20 protein-coding genes are annotated in these 18,818 nt (G+C 60.8%); 4 read left to right on the top strand and 16 right to left on the bottom strand.

All coding sequences use genetic code 11. From position 1 onward, the window contains the following. The first annotated feature begins 33 nt into the window (after window positions 1–33). The 3 genes from ACZ9DP_RS19680 (at window position 34) to ACZ9DP_RS19670 (ending at window position 5,923) form a co-directional block, all read left to right on the top strand. Window positions 34–1,005, top strand: coding sequence for an ABC transporter substrate-binding protein (locus tag ACZ9DP_RS19680; protein WP_074069263.1), 972 nt, complete (start codon window positions 34–36; stop codon window positions 1,003–1,005). 413 nt (window positions 1,006–1,418) lie between these two features. Next, complete coding sequence (locus ACZ9DP_RS19675) at window positions 1,419–2,606, top strand: efflux RND transporter periplasmic adaptor subunit (RefSeq protein ID WP_239597779.1); 1,188 nt, start codon at window positions 1,419–1,421, stop codon at window positions 2,604–2,606. Window positions 2,607–2,617: 11 nt separating this feature from the next. After that, window positions 2,618–5,923, top strand: coding sequence for an efflux RND transporter permease subunit (locus ACZ9DP_RS19670; RefSeq protein WP_476203333.1), 3,306 nt, complete (start codon window positions 2,618–2,620; stop codon window positions 5,921–5,923). A gap of 135 nt (window positions 5,924–6,058) precedes the next feature. Here the strand turns inward: ACZ9DP_RS19670 and ACZ9DP_RS19665 are convergent, their stop codons facing one another. Continuing rightward, window positions 6,059–6,274, bottom strand: coding sequence for a hypothetical protein (locus ACZ9DP_RS19665; RefSeq protein WP_476203332.1), 216 nt, complete (start codon window positions 6,272–6,274; stop codon window positions 6,059–6,061). Between ACZ9DP_RS19665 and ACZ9DP_RS19660 the strand changes: the two genes are divergently transcribed. Continuing rightward, window positions 6,250–6,456 (top strand): DUF930 domain-containing protein, encoded by a 207-nt coding sequence (locus ACZ9DP_RS19660; protein ID WP_476203331.1) that lies wholly within the window; start codon window positions 6,250–6,252, stop codon window positions 6,454–6,456. The genes ACZ9DP_RS19665 and ACZ9DP_RS19660 overlap by 25 nt on opposite strands. Here ACZ9DP_RS19660 and ureG read toward each other — a convergent pair. The 15 genes from ureG to urtB all read right to left on the bottom strand — a co-directional run bounded on the left by ureG (window position 6,453) and on the right by urtB (window position 18,723). Continuing rightward, on the bottom strand, window positions 6,453–7,064 hold the full coding sequence (gene ureG / locus ACZ9DP_RS19655; RefSeq protein WP_039845662.1) for an urease accessory protein UreG: 612 nt from the start codon (window positions 7,062–7,064) through the stop codon (window positions 6,453–6,455). The genes ACZ9DP_RS19660 and ureG overlap by 4 nt on opposite strands. 75 nt (window positions 7,065–7,139) lie before the next feature. Then, complete coding sequence (locus tag ACZ9DP_RS19650; protein WP_476203330.1) at window positions 7,140–7,811, bottom strand: urease accessory protein UreF; 672 nt, start codon at window positions 7,809–7,811, stop codon at window positions 7,140–7,142. Window positions 7,812–7,817: 6 nt separating this feature from the next. Beyond that, window positions 7,818–8,297 (bottom strand): urease accessory protein UreE, encoded by a 480-nt coding sequence (ureE, locus tag ACZ9DP_RS19645; RefSeq protein ID WP_039845664.1) that lies wholly within the window; start codon window positions 8,295–8,297, stop codon window positions 7,818–7,820. 78 nt (window positions 8,298–8,375) lie between these two features. Further along, window positions 8,376–9,242: a GGDEF domain-containing protein gene (locus tag ACZ9DP_RS19640; protein WP_194727789.1), complete on the bottom strand. Its 867-nt coding sequence runs from the start codon at window positions 9,240–9,242 to the stop codon at window positions 8,376–8,378. Window positions 9,243–9,586: 344 nt separating this feature from the next. Next, window positions 9,587–11,299, bottom strand: a complete 1,713-nt coding sequence (ureC, locus tag ACZ9DP_RS19635; RefSeq protein ID WP_022716980.1) for an urease subunit alpha — start codon at window positions 11,297–11,299, stop codon at window positions 9,587–9,589. 3 nt (window positions 11,300–11,302) lie between these two features. Further along, on the bottom strand, window positions 11,303–11,926 hold the full coding sequence (locus tag ACZ9DP_RS19630; RefSeq protein ID WP_476205417.1) for a Urease operon accessory protein: 624 nt from the start codon (window positions 11,924–11,926) through the stop codon (window positions 11,303–11,305). 11 nt (window positions 11,927–11,937) lie between these two features. Next, entirely contained in the window at window positions 11,938–12,351 is a 414-nt protein-coding gene (locus ACZ9DP_RS19625) for a lysozyme inhibitor LprI family protein (protein WP_074069271.1), read from the bottom strand. A 23-nt stretch (window positions 12,352–12,374) separates the two neighbouring features. After that, the gene (locus ACZ9DP_RS19620; RefSeq protein ID WP_022716977.1) at window positions 12,375–12,680 is read right to left on the bottom strand and encodes an urease subunit beta; all 306 of its coding nucleotides are present in this window, start codon (window positions 12,678–12,680) and stop codon (window positions 12,375–12,377) included. Window positions 12,681–12,691: 11 nt separating this feature from the next. Further along, window positions 12,692–12,946 (bottom strand): DUF1272 domain-containing protein, encoded by a 255-nt coding sequence (locus ACZ9DP_RS19615; RefSeq protein WP_074069272.1) that lies wholly within the window; start codon window positions 12,944–12,946, stop codon window positions 12,692–12,694. Window positions 12,947–12,956: 10 nt separating this feature from the next. Further along, window positions 12,957–13,259 carry an urease subunit gamma gene (locus ACZ9DP_RS19610; protein ID WP_024315673.1) on the bottom strand — a complete coding sequence of 101 codons (303 nt, stop codon included), beginning with the start codon at window positions 13,257–13,259 and terminating at the stop codon, window positions 12,957–12,959. Between the two features lie 22 nt (window positions 13,260–13,281). After that, entirely contained in the window at window positions 13,282–14,103 is an 822-nt protein-coding gene (locus ACZ9DP_RS19605; RefSeq protein ID WP_194727790.1) for an urease accessory protein UreD, read from the bottom strand. A gap of 161 nt (window positions 14,104–14,264) precedes the next feature. Further along, entirely contained in the window at window positions 14,265–14,960 is a 696-nt protein-coding gene (gene urtE, locus ACZ9DP_RS19600; protein WP_476203329.1) for an urea ABC transporter ATP-binding subunit UrtE, read from the bottom strand. 221 nt (window positions 14,961–15,181) lie between these two features. After that, window positions 15,182–15,937: an urea ABC transporter ATP-binding protein UrtD gene (urtD, locus tag ACZ9DP_RS19595; protein ID WP_476203328.1), complete on the bottom strand. Its 756-nt coding sequence runs from the start codon at window positions 15,935–15,937 to the stop codon at window positions 15,182–15,184. 6 nt (window positions 15,938–15,943) lie between these two features. Continuing rightward, window positions 15,944–17,107: an urea ABC transporter permease subunit UrtC gene (urtC, locus tag ACZ9DP_RS19590; RefSeq protein ID WP_239597763.1), complete on the bottom strand. Its 1,164-nt coding sequence runs from the start codon at window positions 17,105–17,107 to the stop codon at window positions 15,944–15,946. After that, complete coding sequence (gene urtB / locus ACZ9DP_RS19585) at window positions 17,104–18,723, bottom strand: urea ABC transporter permease subunit UrtB (protein ID WP_476203327.1); 1,620 nt, start codon at window positions 18,721–18,723, stop codon at window positions 17,104–17,106. The genes urtC and urtB overlap by 4 nt, the downstream gene beginning before the upstream one ends. Window positions 18,724–18,818: the final 95 nt, after the last annotated feature.

The raw sequence follows: 18,818 nt of genomic DNA, 5'->3' as shown, positions 1-18,818 counted from the left end.
TGGGATTGGGCATAACTTCAGAGGGAAAAGAAAATGAAAAAACTGATGGTTGCAATGATGGCAAGCGCAATGTCGCTCGCGGCTGCCCATGCAATGGCCGCCGACAAGGTGACGCTGCAGCTGAAATGGGTCACGCAGAGCCAGTTCGCCGGCTATTACGTCGCCAAAGAAAAAGGCTATTACGAGGAAGAGGGCCTCGACGTCGACATCAAGCCGGGCGGTCCGGACATCGCACCCGAACAGGTCATTGCCGGCGGCGGCGCCGACGTGATCGTCGACTGGATGGGTGGCGCGCTGGTTGCCCGCGAAAAGGGCGTGCCGCTCGTCAACATCGCCCAGCCCTTCCAGAAGTCGGGTATGGAGATGATCTGCCGCAAGGACGGCCCGATCAAGTCCGAAGCCGATTTCAAGGGCCGCACCCTTGGCGTCTGGTTCTTCGGCAACGAATATCCGTTCTTCGCCTGGATGAACAAGCTCGGCCTCAAGACCGACGGCGGCGCGGATGGCGTGACCGTTTTGAAGCAGAGCTTCGACGTGCAGCCGCTCCTGCAGAAGCAGGCAGATTGCATCTCGGTCATGACCTACAATGAATACTGGCAGGCGATCGATGCGGGCTTCAAGCCGGAAGAGCTGATCGTCTTCAACTATACGGAAATGGGCAACGACCTTCTCGAAGACGGTCTCTACGCAATGGAAGACAAGCTCAAGGACCCGGCCTTCAAGGAAAAGATGGTCAAGTTCGTCAAGGCTTCGATGAAGGGCTGGAAATACTCGACCGAAAACCCGGATGAAGCAGCCGAGATCGTCGTCGATGCCGGCGGCCAGGACGAGAACCACCAGAAGCGCATGATGGGCGAAATCGCCAAGCTGATCGGCGACGGCACCGGCAAGCTCGACCCAGCGCTCTACGATCGCACGGCCAAGGCTCTTCTCGACCAGAAGATCATCACCAAGGAGCCGGCCGGCGCCTGGACGCACGAGATCACGGACGCGGCTGCGAAGTAATTCCAGCCAATGCAAAAATGGAAACGCGCGGCGACACCCGCGCGTTTTCGGTTTTTTAACGTCGCTTCAAAAATTTCGGGGACGATGTCGCATCGGCAGGCTTTCGCACGTCATTAGGAATATACGGCTGCGATCAATCATCGGAATGAACACATAACCATGCGGTGATTGATCTGGACGTAAACGGCAATTAGTATGTTCGGATAGGGGAATTATTTTCTGCCGGTCTTGCGCGTCGAGCAAATCGATACCAAGTACAAGCCGGATTTGCCGGAGGAGTGACTTCTCTGTAATAGAGACGGCAAATAATGCGGGAATGCCTCTGAGAACACAGAGACGAAATGGCCTGTTCGCGAGCTGAGGGACAACGCGCGATTTTGGCTGACTATGTCATATAATTTGGATCACGACGCATGGCACGCACGCTGACTATACTACGCGCCTCCACCCTTTTGATCGCCGCGCTCGCGCTAACTCCCGCTTTCGCGCAGGAAACCGCAACCACGAAACCGCAGCAGAACCTGCCGGCGATCGTCGTGACCACCGCCAAAATTCGCACGCTCGTCGACCGTGTCGTTGCGACCGGCACCGTGAAGCCGGTCGAGGAAGTCTATATCCAGCCGCAGGTCGAGGGCCTTTCAATCCGCGCGTTGAATGCCGATGTCGGCGACAAGGTTGCAGCAGACAGCACGCTTGCGACGCTGAACGACGACGCGCTGCTCTTGCAAAAGAGCCAGATGGTGGCAACCAAGGCGAAGGGCGAAGCAACGCTCGCGCAGTTGCGGGCACAACTGGTCGAAGCAGAGGCGAATGCCGAGCAGGCCCGCCAGCAGCAGGCCCGCGCGCAGGAAATGGGCAAGAAGGGCACGGTATCCACTGCGACGGTGGAACAGGCAGATGCCGCTGCCGCTTCTGCCAACGCCCGTGTGAACTCCGCCGAGCAGGCGATCGAAGTTGCCCAGGCGGACCTTAAGGTCGTCGACAGCCAGATCGCCGACACGGATTTGAGGCTTGCCCGCACCGATGTGAGGACGCCAGTCGCAGGCACGGTTTCGGCAAAGAACGCCAAGGTCGGCGCGATCGCCCTGGGTTCGGGCGAACCACTCTTCACCGTCATCCGCGACGACGATATCGAACTGGTCGCCGAAGTCGGCGAGAGCGATATCATCAAGATCGAGCCGGGCCAGAAGGCGACGATCTCGCTTGCCGGCAGCCGCGACAAGCTAACGGGTTCGGTGCGCCTCGTTTCGCCGACGGTCGATCCGACGACGCGCCTCGGCTTCGTCCATATCCTGATCGATGATGACAGCAAGGCGCGTTCGGGCATGTACGGCAGCGCCGAAATCATCATGAAGACGGCCGAGAACGTGGCTTTGCCGCTTTCGGCTGTCCTGACAAGCAGTGAAGGCTCGTCCGCCCGCAAGGTCGAAGACGGAGTTGTGAAATTCGCCGAAGTGGAAACCGGTATCCAGGACGGCGCCTATATTGAGATTGTGAAGGGCCTGAAGGACGGCGAGGAAGTCGTTGCCAAGGCCGGTGCTTATGTCCGCGACGGCGACCGCATTACGCCTGTTCGCGAACAGCCCGCTGCTTCCAACTGAGAGACGGCCCGATGAACTTTTCAGCCTGGTCCATCCGAAATCCCGTAGCGCCGCTGCTGCTTTTCGCGCTGCTGCTTTTTGTCGGCATTCAGTCCTTCAACAAGCTGCCGATCACGCGCTTCCCGAACATCGACGTGCCGCTCGTCTCGATCACCGTGACGCAGAGCGGCGCTTCGCCTGCCGAACTCGAAATGCAGGTGACCAAGGAGATCGAAGACGCCGTCGCCTCGATCAACGGCATCGACGAAATCCAGTCCACGGTCACCGACGGTCAGTCGCAAACCAACGTGATGTTCCGCATGGAAGTGCCGACGGAGCAGGCGGTCCAGGACACCAAAGACGCGATCGACCGCATCCGCAGCGATCTTCCGGCCAATGTCGAGGAACCGATCGTCGCCAAGGTCGATGTCGAAGGCCAGGCGATCCAGACCTTTGCCGTGTCCTCGCCGGACATGACGCTCGAGGAACTCTCCTGGTTCGTCGACGATACGATCAAGCGCGCCCTCCAAGGTCAGGCCGGCATCGGCCGCGTGGACCGCTATGGCGGTGCCGAACGTGAAGTACGCATCGAGCTCAACCCCGACAAGCTGAACGCCTATGGCATCACTGCCGCCAGCGTGAACAAGCAACTGCACGGAACCAACGTCGACCTCGGCTCCGGACGCGGCCAGGTCGCGGGCAGCGAGCAGGCGATCCGCGTTCTCGGCGACGCCCGCAACGTGGCGGAACTCGCCAATACGACGATCGCCCTGCCGAACGGCCGTTTCGTCAAGCTCGCCGAACTCGGCGCCATCAAAGACACCTATCAGGAACCGAAATCCTTCTCGCGTTTCGACGATACGCCCGTCGTTACCTTCGGCGTCTTCCGCTCCAAGGGCGCCAGCGAAGTCAGCGTCGCCGAAACGGTGGCGCAAAGCCTCGACAAGGTGCGTGCGGAAAATCCAAATGTCGGCATCGAGCTGATCAACGACTCCGTCTACTTCACCTACGGCAACTATGAAGCTGCCCTCCACACCTTGATGGAGGGCTCGCTGCTGGCGGTCGTCGTCGTGTTCCTGTTCCTGCGGAACTGGCGCGCAACGCTGATTTCGGCGATCGCCCTCCCCCTGTCCGCGATCCCGACCTTCTGGATCATGGACCTGATGGGCTTCTCGCTGAACCTCGTCAGCTTCCTCGCGCTCACGCTCGCGACAGGTATCCTCGTCGACGATGCGATCGTGGAAATCGAAAACATCGCCCGGCACATCAAGATGGGCAAAACCCCCTATCGTGCGGCGATCGAAGCGGCGGACGAAATCGGTCTCGCCGTCATCGCCACGACGTTCACGATCATTGCCGTCTTCGTACCGGTCTCGTTCATGCCGGGCATTCCCGGCCAGTACTTCATCCAGTTCGGCCTGACGGTCGCCTTTTCGGTGTTCTTCTCGCTCGTCGTGGCACGTCTCATCACTCCGATGATGGCCGCCTACCTGATGCGCCCGCAAGATGGCCAGGACGACCATCATGACAATGACGGCCTCTTCTTCCGCGGCTATACGCGTCTCGTGCGCGCCACGACCGCCCGCTGGTGGACGCGCTATGCGACGCTCTTTGCGGCGATCGCCTTCCTGATCGGTTCGGTAGCACTGCTTGCCCAGGTTCCCGGCAGCTTCCTACCGCCGGAGGATGCGTCCCGCATCGTGCTTTCCGTCGAGCTGCCGCCGAACGCGACGCTCGAAGACACCGAACAGACGTCCAACGCGATCTACAACAAGGTCAAGGACATCAACGGCGTCGAAAGCGTCTTTGTTCTCGGCGGCGCATCCCCAAAGGGCGACCTTGAACTGCGCCGTGCAACGATCACGCTTTCGCTCTTCAAGCTGGACCACTCGCTGGTGAAGAGGGTTATCAACGATGTCTTTGGCTCCATCCCGGTCATCGGCCCGCATCTGCCCAAGGTCGAGGTTCATGGCCGCGACCGTCCGCAATGGGATATCGAAAAGGAAGTCTTCGCCAGGGTGAAGGATATTCCCGACGTTCGAATCTTGAAGCTCAACGACCGCGGCGAGCGTGACCTGTCGTTCAACTTCCTCTCCAAGAACGAGAAGGATCTGAACGAGGCTGTCGGCCTTCTGGAATCGAAGCTGCGTGCAGAACCGCTGCTGGCAAACGTCAGTGCCGAAGGCGCCCTGCCGCGTCCGGAACTGCAGGTTCGTCCCCGCAAGGACCAGGCCGCCCGCCTCGGCATCACGCCGGAGCAGATCTCCGATACGATCCGTGTCGCCACGATCGGCGACGTCGATGCGGCGCTTGCCAAGATCAACCTCGACGACCGCCAGATCCCGATCCGCGTTCAGACCGCAATCGATATGCGACGCGATCTTGCGGCCATCCGTGCGCTGAAGATCCAGACGGCGAGCGGCGCGATCGTGCCGCTCTCGACCGTGGCTGACATCGACTATGCGGAAGGCGCGAGCTCGATCAAACGCAACAACCGAAATCGCGTCGTCGCGATCGGCTCCGACCTACCGCAGGGCGTGGCTCTCGATACGGCATCGGCTCGCTTCCTGCAGATCGTCAAGGACACCCATATCCCATCGACCGTGCAGCTTGTCGAAAGCGGCGATACAAAGGTCCAGAAGGAAATGCAGCAGAGCTTCGTCAACGCGATGCTGATGGGCCTGATGCTGGTTCTGGCCGTCCTGATCCTGCTGTTCAAGGATGTAATCCAGCCGTTTACCATCCTGTTCTCGCTGCCGCTGGCAATCGGCGGTGTGGCGGTTGCTCTGATCATCACCAACAACCCGCTCTCGATGCCGGTTCTGATCGGCAACCTCATGCTGATGGGCATCGTGACGAAGAACGCCATCCTGCTCGTCGACTTCGCAATCGAAATGCGCCGTCACGGCATGACACGCGTCGAAGCTATGGTTGAGGCCGGCCGCAAACGCGCCCAGCCGATCATCATGACCTCGATCGCCATGTCCGCCGGCATGCTGCCCTCGGCACTCGGCGTCGGCGAAGGCGGTTCGTTCCGTGCGCCGATGGCGATCGCCGTGATCGGCGGCATCATCGTCTCGACGGTGCTTTCACTCGTCGTCGTGCCGTCCTTCTTCCTGATCATGGACGACCTCTCGCTCCTGCTCGGCTGGCTCTTCGGCCGCCTCGTCGGCAAGAAGGATCAGGAGGAACTGGCGATGTCCCGAGAGGAACTGACGGAAGCTGTCGGCGCTCTCAGCGAACGGGTGGAGGCGATAGAGCACCCGGAAGGCAAGCGCAAGAGCGCCAATGCCAACGACAAGAACGTGCTCCGCCTGCCGCCTTTCGCAGCGGAGTAAGCTTGCACATTTATGTGGAATTGGAATCGCGAAAGCTGCTTGCAGCCGCCGTTGTGAGCGGGTTTCCTGTCAAATCTACGAAACAAAGGTAAGCAGCGAAAGAAAGGCGGCTTGAACCAGCCGCCTTGGATGCGATTATGGACGGAAGCTCGATGCTCCCTGTGCCTCGGCCAGTTCGTCACCGGGATCAGGATCGACATCAGGCGCGCGATCAAGGATGGCAAGCGCGGCATCGACATTTCCGCGTGCCGCCCGCTTTTTCAGGCTCATGATGGCACGTCGATGACCAATGCCGTCAGCGATAAACGCCGAAAGCAACTGGTTCAGTGATACGTTGTCTTCCACTGCCATTGGTACAATACAAATACAAATGCGAGGCCGCGCCGGCTATCGAGGCGATCGTCGCATTCGAGTTTTCAGTTGGCGAAGAAATTCCGGAAAGCGAGTGGGAAACGCATTTCCTGCCCTTGGACGACGAGGCTAACGCTGTCGCCATGTGGAGATACAGGAACCAGGGACGCGTCCGTTCTTAGAGCCCGCCCTGCTCTTTCAGGAAGCTGACGATCGGGCCGATGCCCTCGCCACGCTTCATGTCAGAGAAGACGAAAGGACGCGTCTCGCGCATGCGCGCCGCATCGCGGTCCATGACGTCGAGATCGGCGCCGACATAGGGTGCGAGGTCCTTCTTGTTGATCACCAAAAGGTCCGACCTGGTGATGCCAGGCCCGCCCTTGCGGGGGATCTCCTCGCCCTGGCAGACGGAGATGACATAGATGGTGATATCGGCCAGATCGGGCGAAAATGTCGCTGCCAGATTGTCGCCGCCGGACTCGATGAAGACGACATCGAGGTCCGGAATACGCTCATTCAAGCCAGCGATCGCCTGGAGATTGATCGTCGCATCTTCGCGGATTGCCGTATGCGGGCAGCCGCCGGTTTCCACGCCGACGATGCGGTCAGACGGCAGCGCCTGCATGCGCATCAGCGCTTCGGCATCCTCGGTCGTGTAGATGTCATTGGTGACGACGGCGATAGAATAGTCGTCACGCATCGCCTTGCAGAGCTTCTCCGTCAACGCCGTCTTTCCAGAGCCGACAGGCCCGCCGATGCCCACACGAAGAGGTCCGTTTCTTGATTTCATATGTCACACTCCAATTCGGCCGATGATAGCGTCCGGATAACGGCGCTGCCACCGGCAAATAGCGCAGAGCTCCGATCAGGAGCGGAAGAGCCTCGTTGTCTGCGTCTCGTGCCGCAGCGAGGCGATATCCGCCTGAACCGCCGCCGAACCTAGATCGTCGAGCGTCGAGCCTGACGCACGGTGAGCGGTCGCGGCAATCGCCTCTTCCAACCGCGCAAGGATAGCCACGCCGTCCTTCTGCCCGGCAACGCCGAGCCGGATGCCCGCCGAGACCGATTGCGAGACATAGGCATGCAGGAAGGCTGCGAGCGCATTTTGCAGTTCGATGCCATGCGCTCCGGCGACCGCGCCGACGGCAACGGGATAGGCAACGGCCTGCGGCAGGCGATCAACGACGGTATCGGGCCAGGCGCGCGCCGCCGCCAGAAAGGCATCGCCGAGCAGCGTGGTTTCCTGATGGCGCTCCCGCGAGCCGGCAAGGGCCTCTGCCAGCGCGGCAAGCTCCGCAAGCACTCCTGCATCCGATTGCCCCCGCCAGCTCGCTGCAAAGAGCACGGCATCGTTCCAGATGCTCCCATGCGAAAGTAGCGTTTCGATCCATCCGTCCAGCGAGGTTGCATCCGTAACAAGCCTGTCATGGACGGCGCGCTCGAGTCCTCCGGAATAGGCAAACGAGCCGACCGGAAAGGCCGGCGAGAGCCATGCCATGAGACGCAGCAAGGCCTGCAGGTCGCCGCTCTCGCTCATTGCAGTTCAATCATGCGCGTGGTGGCCGTGGTCGTGCCCATGTGAGTGGCCGCCGTGTGAATGGTAGGCGCCGCGGGCGGGCTGGAAAGGCTCGGCGACCTCGCTGACCGTCGCTCCGAGCCCTTCGAGCATCGACCGGATCACGTGGTCGCGCAGGATCAGGATGCGCTCCTCTTCGATCTGCGCGCCGAGGTGGCGGTTGCCGAGGTGCCAGGCAAGCTCGATGAGATGCAGCCGGTCCCGGCCCCTGATCTCGAAAAGCTTCTCGTCCGCAGCCTGGATTTCGATGAGTTCGCCGTCCTCGAGCACCAGCATGTCGCCGCTTGCAAACAGCACCGGCTCCTTCAGGTCGAGCATGACCATGTCGCCGTTATCGAGATGCAGGAGCTTACGGCGCAGATGCCTCAGATCATGCGGCAGGACGACTTTGCCGATAGGATTGGAAGACGGGGTTCCGGCCGGAAGATAGGAGGTGACGCGCTGCATGACATGTCCGTTTCTGTGAGATCACGACCATGCAAAATAGCGCCTGGCAGCGCAAGCGCCAATGCTTTCGCGCGGCCGTTATATGCCATAGGCGCGTTGCGTATCTTCGAAATCTGGCACTGCACCCTGGACGCCAAGGCCGCCCTCGACCAGATGGTGATGCCATGTGTGGTCCAGCGCGTTCCTTTCATGAACGACGCGGTTGCGGCCGAGCGCTTTTGCCAGATAAAGCGCCTTGTCGGCGGACGCATAAACGGCCTCCTTGCTGCGCCCGGGCAGAAGATCGGCAATACCGGCCGAAATAGTGATCGATATGTCGCAGCCGTCGGCAGCGATCGACCGTCGGGCAATCTGCGTCTTCACCGCTTCGATCTTCTGCAGCCGTTCTTCGACGTCACCGCCTGAAACGATGACGCCGAACTCTTCGCCTCCGAGACGCGCAACAACCGAAGAACCGTCGAATGCCGAAGCGAGAATTGCGGAAACGGCTATGATGACGGCGTCGCCGCAGGCATGGCCGAAACGGTCGTTGATCGCCTTGAAACGGTCGACATCGAAAATCACAAGCGAGGCGCCGTCATCGATGCTGTCGAGCGCTTCCGCAAACGCACGGCGGTTCAACAGGCCGGATAGCATATCGATCCGGCTGAGCTTTTCGAACTCCGCGCGCGATACCGTCAGCTGATGCATTGCATGGCCGACGATCAGCGAAAGAATTCCGCAGACAATGCCACTGAGAAGCCAGGACAGCGCGATGCTGTAGCTGATGGTAAGAGCGAGCGTGAACGGCAGCACGCCGAGGAAGGCAAGCAGCGGCATCACTGCGAGGATCAACAGGATCGACAGGATAACAGCGGCAAAACTCATCTTCAGCGCAAAGCTGAAAATCGTGCCGCGATGGTGAAAATTGCCAAGTTCAGCCTGGAGAAAAATCCAGCTCCTCATGAGAATCGACCTCCAGCTCGGCGTCCCCGGAGATATCTGATTAGAGCTCAACTCCTGCCGGCTTCTTAAGCAGTTCGTTAAAATTGGAACGAGTTTATACGATTTAATGTTGTATTGATTTGGCGCGCCGAGTGGACGCCGCAGCAAGCAAAATCGATAGCCTCCAATATAAATCCAAGCAATTGAAAATAAAAGGTTATTATAAATCGAAAGGATTCCGGCATCTCAAACGGAAGCGACCGTTGCTCGCGACAAGTTTTCATCGCATTATACAACCCTATGATGAGCAATTTTGATATGGCGCTTTAAGAGCGCCGGCGGCCGAAGCCGGCGCTCCTGGTGCCCTAAAAGAGGAAGTAGCGCTGCGCCATCGGCAGCACGGTTGCCGGTTCGCAGGTGAGCAGTTCGCCGTCGGCGCGCACCTCGTAGGTTTCCGGATCCACCTCGATATGCGGCGTCAGGCTGTTGTGGATCATCGATGCCTTGGAGATGCCGCCGCGGGTGTTCTTGACCGCAACGAGGTCCTTGGCGACACCCAGCCTTCCCTTCAGCCCGGCATCGAGCGACGCCTGGGAAACGAAGGTGACGGAGGAATTGGTGAGGCTCTTGCCGTAGGAGGCAAACATCGGCCGATAATGCACCGGCTGCGGCGTCGGGATGGAGGCGTTCGGATCGCCCATAGGTGCAGCGGCAATCGAGCCGCCGAGCAGCACCATGTCCGGCTTCACGCCGAAGAAGGCGGGATTCCAGATGACGAGGTCGGCGCGCTTGCCGACTTCAATCGAGCCGATCTCATGGGAAAGGCCATGCGCAATCGCCGGATTGATCGTGTATTTGGCGATGTAACGCCGGACACGGAAATTGTCATTGTCGCCCTTTTCTTCCTTCAAACGGCCTCGCTGGCGCTTCATCTTGTCGGCCGTCTGCCACGTGCGGATTGCCACCTCGCCAACACGGCCCATGGCCTGGCTGTCCGACGAGATGATCGAGAAGGCGCCGATATCGTGCAGGATGTCTTCTGCTGCGATCGTTTCCTTGCGGATGCGGCTTTCGGCAAAGGCGATGTCTTCCGGGATCGACGGCGAGAGGTGATGGCAGACCATCAGCATGTCGAGATGTTCGGCGATCGTATTGACCGTGTAGGGCCGCGTGGGATTGGTGGAAGACGGGATGACGTTCGATTGGCCGCAGATCTTGATGATGTCCGGCGCGTGGCCGCCGCCTGCCCCTTCCGTGTGAAAGGCATGGATCGTGCGGCCCTTGATGGCGCCGATCGTGTCTTCGACAAAGCCGCTTTCGTTTAGCGTGTCGGTATGGATCATCACCTGCACGTCGTATTGGTCGGCAACCGTCAGGCAGCAGTCGATCGCGCCGGGCGTCGTGCCCCAGTCTTCGTGCAGCTTCAGCGAGGTGGCGCCCGCAAGCACCATTTCCTCGAGCGCGCCGGGCAGCGATGCATTGCCCTTGCCGGCGAAGGCAAGGTTCATCGGGAAGGCGTCGGCCGCCTCGATCATCCGGGCGAGGTGCCACGGGCCGGGCGTGCAGGTCGTCGCCAATGTGCCATGCGCTGGGCCGGTGCCGCCGCCGAGCATGCAGGTGAGACCGCTCATCAGCGCTTCTTCGATCTGCTGCGGGCAGATGAAGTGGATGTGGCTGTCCATCCCGCCGGCCGTCACGATCTTGCCTTCGCCCGCGATCGCCTCGGTGCCTGGTCCGACGATGATATTGACGCCCGGCTGCGTGTCCGGGTTGCCGGCCTTGCCGATCGCGACGATCCGTCCGTCCTTGAGGCCGATATCGGCCTTCACGATGCCGGTATGATCGACGATCACCGCATTGGTGATGACGGTATCGACCGCACCGTTGGCGCGCGTCACCTGGCTCTGCCCCATGCCGTCGCGGATCACCTTGCCGCCGCCGAACTTCACCTCTTCGCCATAGGTCGTGAAATCTTTTTCGACCTCGATGAAGAGCTCGGTATCGGCGAGGCGTACCTTGTCGCCAACGGTCGGGCCGAACATGCTGGCATAGGCGGCGCGGGAAATCTTGTGGGGCATATGTCAGGCTCCTTGGGAGGAAGAAAGAGACGTATCGGCAGGATGGCGCGTCAGCCGGCCATTGGCGATGTAGCTGTCGACAAGCTGCCTTTCGGCGGCGAAAGGATGCCACTGCCAGCCGGAATGACTGAAGCCGGCAAGGCCGATCTCGACCTCCGGAAACCTGCGCAAGGTCGCGGCGATCGCAATCATGCCGCTGCTCGGAACGACATAAGGCGCGGGATCAAAGGTAGCCAGGGCGTCATCGACTGCTTCATGAATCACTTTCTCAACGACTATATGTTCCTTGCCAGCGTCCTTACAGAAGACGTTGAAGTGACTCGTATAATCGTCACAGAAGTCGTCGAGCTCCGGATGCGAAACGGCGAGCGGCGCACGCAAGACGGTGAATTTTTCGGGATCGCGGACGCTCCAGATTTCCGAGGCATCCATGACGGCCGGGTGCGTCCGCCACGTATCCGAACCCAACATCGCCTTGGCCGGGCGCCCGGTGTTGCAGACGGCTACGACGTCGGTGCGGCCGGGGCTTGCGGCATAGGAGCGGCATTCGTTGAAACGGATGACGAAGTCCGCCGCCGCGATTGCCGCTGCTCCCTCCTTGCTGATTTCCCCATTGCCGACGATCATGATCTTGCCGCTCACCTCAGTCCCACCGCGTCGGAAAGCTCTTTGAGCTGCTTGGTGCGTTCATCGCTCAGGTTGGCAAGGCAACCTGCGACCAGCATAGGCTCCATCGTGCCGCCACGCGCCTGGAAGCCGTAAGCCTCGCACTGGGCGTCCCGATAGGAAATCCAGGCGCGCTGCGCGGTTAGCAGCGCTTTTTCGGCTCCGCGATCCTTCTCGTCCAGATCCTTGTCGGTCGCCGCGAGCGCTGCGCGCGTCTTCTTCCACTGCTCGTTGAGCGCCGTGTCGGCCGCCTCGTATCGGGACTGCTCACAGAAAGTCATGTCGGCCTGCGTCTTCGGGTTCTTGCAATCCGGCTCCTGGGCCTGCGCGGCACCAGCCACGATCATTCCCGCCGCAGCACCGGTCAGGTACAAATTCAACCGCATCGATTTCCTCCCGGTTTTTCTTCTCAGAGCTTGCCCATCACGAGCTGGCGGAAGCCATAGACCTCACGCTTGCCGGAGAGCGGGATCAGCGTCACGGAACGCGTCTGACCCGGCTCGAAACGCACGGCCGTGCCCGCCGGGATGTCGAGGCGCATGCCCTGCACCTTGTCGCGATCGAAGGAGAGGCCGGCATTTGTTTCGGCAAAATGGTAGTGGCTGCCGACCTGCACCGGGCGGTCGCCGGTGTTCGACACTTCAATGGTGACGGTCGGTGCACCGGCGTTTAATTCGATGTCGCCGCTTGCGGCAATGATTTCGCCTGGGATCATCTTAATTTTCCTCACGCCGCCTTCACGGGCACGCAGCCCTCGGCCTTCAAGATACGTTTCGTCGATGCCGGATATTTGGCGAGCATGGCGGCCGGACGCACCGGGCGGCAAGTGAACTCACCGCCGCAATTGGGGCATTGGCCCCGGAGCACATCGCTTGCACAATCGGCGCAGAAAGTGCACTCGAAGGTGCAGATCATCGCCTCGCGGCTTTCCGGCGGCAGATCTTTGTCGCAGCATTCGCAGTTCGGACGAAGTTCGAGCATTGCGACCTCCTCAGCGGATCGGTTCGTGGACGGTGACGAGCTTGGTGCCGTCCGGGAAGGTCGCTTCCACCTGCACATCATGGATCATCTCGGCGACGCCCTCCATCACCTGATGCCGGCCGATGACATGAGCGCCCGCTTCCATCAGTTCGGCGACCGGGCGGCCGTCACGCGCGCCTTCCACGACAAAGTCGGTGATCAGCGCGATCGCTTCGGGATGATTGAGCTTCACGCCGCGTTCCAGCCGGCGCCTCGCCACCATCGCCGCCATGGAGATCAGCAGCTTGTCTTTTTCTCTCGGAGTGAGGTTCATCGTCCATCCATCTGCTTTGAAACTAGAGATTCCAGACTTTCGGCACAGGCGCACCGTTGCGCAAGGCGGAAATAACCGGGATCAGGATTTTTCTGAGGGCAAAGCCGTCAGCGGCTGCAGCGCGCACGACGAGCTTGCCGTTCCAAGCGCTGGCGCCTGCCGCATGTCCGCCGAGCAGCGGGCGCACGCTCGCGAGATAGGCTTCCGCAAGCGGCCCGGCATAGAGCAACGTTGCAAAAGCCACCTGTCCGCTGAGGACGGGCTGGCGAGCAGTCAGCGCGCCGATGGCGCCATCAAGCCGCAACTCCTCGGCATGGATCAGCTTGCCAGCGCGGCGAATCCGCCAGCGATCACGGAAAAGGCCGGTCTCCATCTTCTCGCCCATCGCCTTGCGGCCGAGCAGGATCGCCTCGACGGCCAGGAACTCCGCCGTTTCGTCGAGATCGACGTCGAGGCGGCGGAATAGCGAGGCGCGATCGAACAGGATCGTCTCCTGCGGCAGCCAGTCGACCCGTGCATTCGCGCCGGCCTCGATCGTTGTCGTGACTTCGGCCGTTCCAGCGGATGCCTTGTAGATCTTCTCGCAGGCCTGTGTCGTCACATCGATACGCGTGGTTGGACCTGCAACGACGCTCCAGTTCATCTGGTCGCCACCGGTCAACCCGCCCGCCGTATTGATGATGACCGCCTCCATGGAAGCATCGAAAGTCTCCGGGAGGCGTATTTTGGCAGCACCTTCCTGATAGAGTTCGTGGATGCGCGCCCGCCCGTCCAGCAGCTTCGCGGCCAGGTGCCCGCGCCCCTGTGCCCTTTGTGGCCTGGTGATTGCCGCCGCGATCGTCATTCCATCCCCTGGTGCCTTTACCGTTTGCCCGGCCGTTCTCATTCAATGCCGCAAATTATTGAAAGCAAGCAATTTTTATGCCGCCTGCCGATCTTGAAGGAACGGCGGCAGACACGGTTGCCCAGAACATGGAAGCTGCCTTGGAAAGCGGCATATGCCGCTCAGACGGTCAGGTGGCGCCTGGCCTCGGGCGTATCGAGCGTTTCCGCCGAACCCTCGTGGACGATCTCGCCGCGGTCCATGATGTAGATATAGTCGGCAAGCTCGCGGCAGAAGTCGAGATACTGCTCCACGAGCAGGATCGCCATGCCGGTCGAGTCGCGCAGATAGCGGATTGCCCGGCCGATATCCTTGATGATCGACGGCTGGATGCCTTCCGTCGGCTCATCCAGCACAAGGATCTTCGGCCGCGTTACCATGGCCCGACCGATCGCCAGTTGCTGCTGCTGCCCGCCGGAAAGATCGCCGCCGCGACGGGACAACATCGACTTCAGCACCGGGAAGAGGCTGAAGATATCGTCGGGGATGTTGCGGTCGCGGCGGCCAAGCGGAGCAAAGCCGGTTTCGAGGTTTTCCTTGACGGTGAGCAGCGGGAAAATCTCGCGCCCTTGCGGCACATAGCCGATCCCCTGCTTGGCGCGCGCATAAGGCGGCAGGCCGTTCAACGCCACGTCATTGAAGCTCACGGTTCCGGCCGACAGCAGATGCTGGCCGGTGACGGCGCGGAGAAGAGAACTCTTCCCCACGCCGTTCCGCCCCAGCACGCAAGTGATCTTACCCATCTCCGCCTTGATCGAGATGCCGCGCAACGCTTGTGCGGCGCCATAGTGCAGGTTTGCGTTTTCGACTGTCAGCATGAGACCGCCTCCTGGCGCGTTGCGGGTTCAAAGGCCCCTCCCCAACCCCTTCCCACAAGGGGCAGTGGCTGACTGGGAGCGACCGTCTTGCTATCCATCAACCCATGCAAAAGCGGGTAATCATGGCAATGAGGGAACGACCCGGTTAGACCCCTCCCCCTTGTGGGAAGGGGTTGGGGAAGGGTCAGCGCTCTGCCAACGACAAACTGATCAATCATCCCTCACCGCCCCAAATAATTCTCGATCACCTTCGCATCGGAACTCACGAAATCGATCGACCCTTCGGCAAGCACGGAGCCTTCCGCCAGGCAAGTCACCTTGACGCCGAGGTCGCGGATGAAGCCCATGTCGTGCTCGACGACGACGACCGAGCGATTCTTGGCGATTTCCCGGAGCAGGATCGCCGTCTCCAAGGTTTCGGCATCGGTCATACCGGCAACCGGCTCGTCGACCAGCAACAGCTTCGGCTCCTGTGCGAGCAGCATGCCAATCTCCAGCCATTGCTTCTGCCCGTGAGACAGACTGGCTGCCAGCTCGTCGCTACGATGCGTCAGCCGCACGGTCCCGAGGATTTCCTCGATGCGCGCCTTGTCGTCGGACGAGAGGCGATAAAAGAGCGTCGGAAAAACGCCGCGCTTGCGATTCAGCGCGAGTTCCAGATTGTCCCAGACCGTATGGCTTTCGAAAACTGTCGGCTTCTGGAATTTGCGGCCTATGCCGAGCTGGGCGATATCGGCTTCATCTTTCTTGGTGAGGTCGATCTCGCCGTTGAAATAAACCTCGCCCTCATCCGGCCGCGTCTTGCCGGTGATGATGTCCATCATCGTCGTCTTGCCGGCGCCGTTGGGGCCGATGATGGCGCGAAGCTCGCCAGGCTCGATGACGATCGAAAGCGAGTTCAGCGCTTTGAAGCCGTCGAAGGAAACCGAGACGTTGTTGAGGTAGAGCACGCTGTTGGGTTTGATATCCGGGATCATAGCCGCTCACTCCGCTGCCTGGATTTTTGCATCGACGCCTTCTTCCTGAAAAGCAGGCGGCGCGGTTTCCGTCCTCGGCTTCTTCTTGCCGAGGTATGGGGCGATCGTGCCGACGATACCTTTCGGCAGGAACAGCGTGACGGCAACGAAGAGACCGCCGAGCGCAAAGAGCCAGAACTCAGGAAAAAGGCCGGTGAAGATGGTTTTGCCGCCATTGACCAAAATCGCCCCGATGATCGGACCAATCAGCGTCGAGCGGCCGCCGACGGCCGTCCAGATGACGACCTCGATGGAGTTTGCCGGTGCGAATTCTCCGGGATTGATAATGCCGACCTGCGGCACGTAGAGCGCACCCGCAATACCCGCCATCATCGCCGAGACGACAAAGGTGAAGAGCTTGAAGTGTTCGACGCGGTAGCCGAGGAAGCGCGTTCTGCTTTCCGCATCGCGCACACCGACCAGCACCTTGCCGAACTTCGAACGCACGATGGCCGAAGCAATCAGCAGCGACAGCGCCAGGAGGCTTGCGGTCGCGGCGAAGAGTGCTGCGCGCGTTGCGTCGGCCTGCACGTTGAAGCCGAGGATGTCCTTGAAGTCGGTCATGCCGTTATTGCCGCCGAAGCCCATGTCGTTGCGGAAGAAGGCAAGCAGCAGCGCATAGGTCATCGCCTGGGTGATGATCGAGAGATAGACGCCGTTGACCCTGCTCCGGAAGGCGAACCAGCCGAAGACGAAGGCGAGCAGCCCAGGCACCAGCAGCACCATCAGCGCTGCAAACCAGAACTGGTCGAAGCCGTACCAGAACCAAGGCAGTTCTTTCCAGTTCAGGAACACCATGAAGTCGGGCAGGATCGGGTCGCCATAGACGCCGCGCGACCCGATCTGGCGCATCAGATACATGCCCATCGCGTAACCGCCGAGCGCGAAGAAGGCGCCGTGACCGAGCGAAAGGATGCCGCAGAAGCCCCAGACGAGATCGAGGGCCAGGGCCAGCAGCGCATAGGTCAGGTATTTGCCGAACAGCGCCATGATGTAGGTCGGGATATGCAACGGGTTCGCCGGACCTGTCATGAGGTTCAGAACCGGCACCAGCACGGCGACCATGAGCAAAACGGCGATGGCAATGGAAATCTTGCGATCGAGAGACCGGAGAAGGAAGGCCGTAATCATGCTTCCACCGCCCTTCCTTTGAGTGCGAAGAGCCCCCGCGGACGCTTCTGTATGAAGAGGATGATGAGGACGAGCACGAGGATCTTGCCGAGCACTGCGCCGGCGAAGGGCTCCAGGAACTTGTTGACGACGCCGAGCGACAACGCACCCACCAGCGTGCCCCAAAGATTGCCGACGCCGCCGAAGACCACGACCATGAAGCTGTCGATGATGTAGCTCTGTCCAAGGTTCGGCGAGACGTTGTCGATCTGCGAAAGCGCCACACCCGCCATGCCGGCGATGCCGGAGCCGAGCGCGAAGGTGAAGGCATCGACCCAGCCGGTGCGGATGCCCATGGACGACGCCATTCGGCGGTTCTGCGTGACCGCGCGCATTTGCAGGCCGAAGGCAGAGCGCTTCAGGAGCAGCAGTAAAGTCACGAAGACGATCATTGAAAAGACGATGATCCACATGCGGTTCCAGGTGATCGACAGCCCGCCGAGTTCGAAGGCGCCGGACATCCAGCTTGGATTGCGCACTTCGCGATTGGTCGGGCCGAAGATCGTGCGAACCGCCTGCTGCAGGATGAGGGACACGCCCCATGTCGCCAGCAGCGTTTCGAGCGGGCGGCCGTAGAGATAGCGGATGACCATGCGCTCTATGACGAGGCCGACGAAGCCGGTGAATAGGAAGGCCGCCGGAATCGCAATCACCAGCGAATAGGTTGCGAGCTCGGGAAAGTTCGATGCGACATGTTCCTGCACGACGTAGGTAGTGTAAGCGCCGATCATCACCATTTCGCCATGCGCCATGTTGATGACGCCCATGACACCGAAGGTGATGGCAAGCCCGATTGCCGCGAGCAGCAGCACCGAGCCGAGCGACAGGCCGTACCAGACGTTCTGCACGATATCCCAGAGCGCCAGATTGCGCTTAATACCGGCGATATTGGCCTCGATGCCGGCCTTCAGGTCGTCGGGTGCAGTCTCCATCGCGGTGGTCAGGATGGTGAGCGCATTGCGGTCGCCGCGCGCCGCGATTGTATCGATCGCCGCCTTCTTGTCTTCGGCGCTGACATCGCTCTTGAGCATCATGACGGCGCGGGCCGCTTCCATCGTGTTCTTGATTTCGGCATCCTTTTCATCGGCGAGCGCCGAGTTCAGAAGCTCGAGATTGGAAGGGTCAGAATCCTTCAGCAGACCTTGAGCGGCGGAAAGCCGTGCGGAACGGTCCGGGCTCAGCAGCGTCAGCGTGCTCATGGCGCTGGCGATCACGCCGCGCAGGGAATTGTTGATCTTGACCTTGGACATGTAGTCCGGATCGATATCGGCGACAGCCTCGCCGGTGATCGGGTCGGAATAGGTCGGCTCGTCGTCGGAGCCACCCTGCAGGAGAACGGGGCCGCCCTCTTCGGAATTCACGTAAAGCTGGCCGTCACCCAGCTGCTGCAGGATCTGGCCGACATGCGGATCTCCTGAAGCCACAAGAGCCTTGATGGCAGCCTCGCGCTCCGGAAACCCGCCGGCGCCGAGTGCATCGACAAGGGCGTGGATATCGTCCTGCGCCTCGAGCGCCGTGGCGAACGCCGGCAGGGCAAGGCAGATCGTCAAAAGGAAAATCTTGATGGCGCGAAACATGGGGCTCTCTCGCCTGGCTTGTCGTTGGCCTTGTGGGCAGCAATCGCTCGGGACGGAGCTTCCGCCCGGACAAGGGATCCGGACGGAAGGCTTCA

Source organism: Rhizobium sp. USDA 4016 (assembly GCF_056279705.1).
The sequence above is the reverse complement of the archived record's forward strand: the minus strand, read 5'-3'. Positions and strand labels throughout refer to the sequence as shown.

Excerpts from the sequence above, each read along its gene's own strand:
- ACZ9DP_RS19650 (WP_476203330.1), bottom strand. The coding sequence starts at position 7,811 with ATGAGCGAGAGCGGCGACCTGCAGGCCTTGCTGCGTCTCATGGCATGG.
- ACZ9DP_RS19615 (WP_074069272.1), bottom strand. The coding sequence starts at position 12,946 with ATGCTCGAACTTCGTCCGAACTGCGAATGCTGCGACAAAGATCTGCCG.
- ACZ9DP_RS19640 (WP_194727789.1), bottom strand. The coding sequence starts at position 9,242 with ATGAGGAGCTGGATTTTTCTCCAGGCTGAACTTGGCAATTTTCACCAT.
- ureG (WP_039845662.1), bottom strand. The coding sequence starts at position 7,064 with ATGAAATCAAGAAACGGACCTCTTCGTGTGGGCATCGGCGGGCCTGTC.
- ACZ9DP_RS19630 (WP_476205417.1), bottom strand. The coding sequence starts at position 11,926 with ATGATCGTCGGCAATGGGGAAATCAGCAAGGAGGGAGCAGCGGCAATC.
- ureC (WP_022716980.1), bottom strand. The coding sequence starts at position 11,299 with ATGCCCCACAAGATTTCCCGCGCCGCCTATGCCAGCATGTTCGGCCCG.
- ACZ9DP_RS19665 (WP_476203332.1), bottom strand. The coding sequence starts at position 6,274 with ATGGCAGTGGAAGACAACGTATCACTGAACCAGTTGCTTTCGGCGTTT.
- ACZ9DP_RS19605 (WP_194727790.1), bottom strand. The coding sequence starts at position 14,103 with ATGACGATCGCGGCGGCAATCACCAGGCCACAAAGGGCACAGGGGCGC.
- ACZ9DP_RS19625 (WP_074069271.1), bottom strand. The coding sequence starts at position 12,351 with ATGCGGTTGAATTTGTACCTGACCGGTGCTGCGGCGGGAATGATCGTG.
- urtD (WP_476203328.1), bottom strand. The coding sequence starts at position 15,937 with ATGATCCCGGATATCAAACCCAACAGCGTGCTCTACCTCAACAACGTC.
- ureE (WP_039845664.1), bottom strand. The coding sequence starts at position 8,297 with ATGCAGCGCGTCACCTCCTATCTTCCGGCCGGAACCCCGTCTTCCAAT.
- ACZ9DP_RS19680 (WP_074069263.1), top strand. The coding sequence starts at position 34 with ATGAAAAAACTGATGGTTGCAATGATGGCAAGCGCAATGTCGCTCGCG.
- ACZ9DP_RS19620 (WP_022716977.1), bottom strand. The coding sequence starts at position 12,680 with ATGATCCCAGGCGAAATCATTGCCGCAAGCGGCGACATCGAATTAAAC.
- ACZ9DP_RS19670 (WP_476203333.1), top strand. The coding sequence starts at position 2,618 with ATGAACTTTTCAGCCTGGTCCATCCGAAATCCCGTAGCGCCGCTGCTG.
- urtB (WP_476203327.1), bottom strand. The coding sequence starts at position 18,723 with ATGTTTCGCGCCATCAAGATTTTCCTTTTGACGATCTGCCTTGCCCTG.
- ACZ9DP_RS19675 (WP_239597779.1), top strand. The coding sequence starts at position 1,419 with ATGGCACGCACGCTGACTATACTACGCGCCTCCACCCTTTTGATCGCC.
- urtE (WP_476203329.1), bottom strand. The coding sequence starts at position 14,960 with ATGCTGACAGTCGAAAACGCAAACCTGCACTATGGCGCCGCACAAGCG.
- ACZ9DP_RS19610 (WP_024315673.1), bottom strand. The coding sequence starts at position 13,259 with ATGAACCTCACTCCGAGAGAAAAAGACAAGCTGCTGATCTCCATGGCG.
- urtC (WP_239597763.1), bottom strand. The coding sequence starts at position 17,107 with ATGATTACGGCCTTCCTTCTCCGGTCTCTCGATCGCAAGATTTCCATT.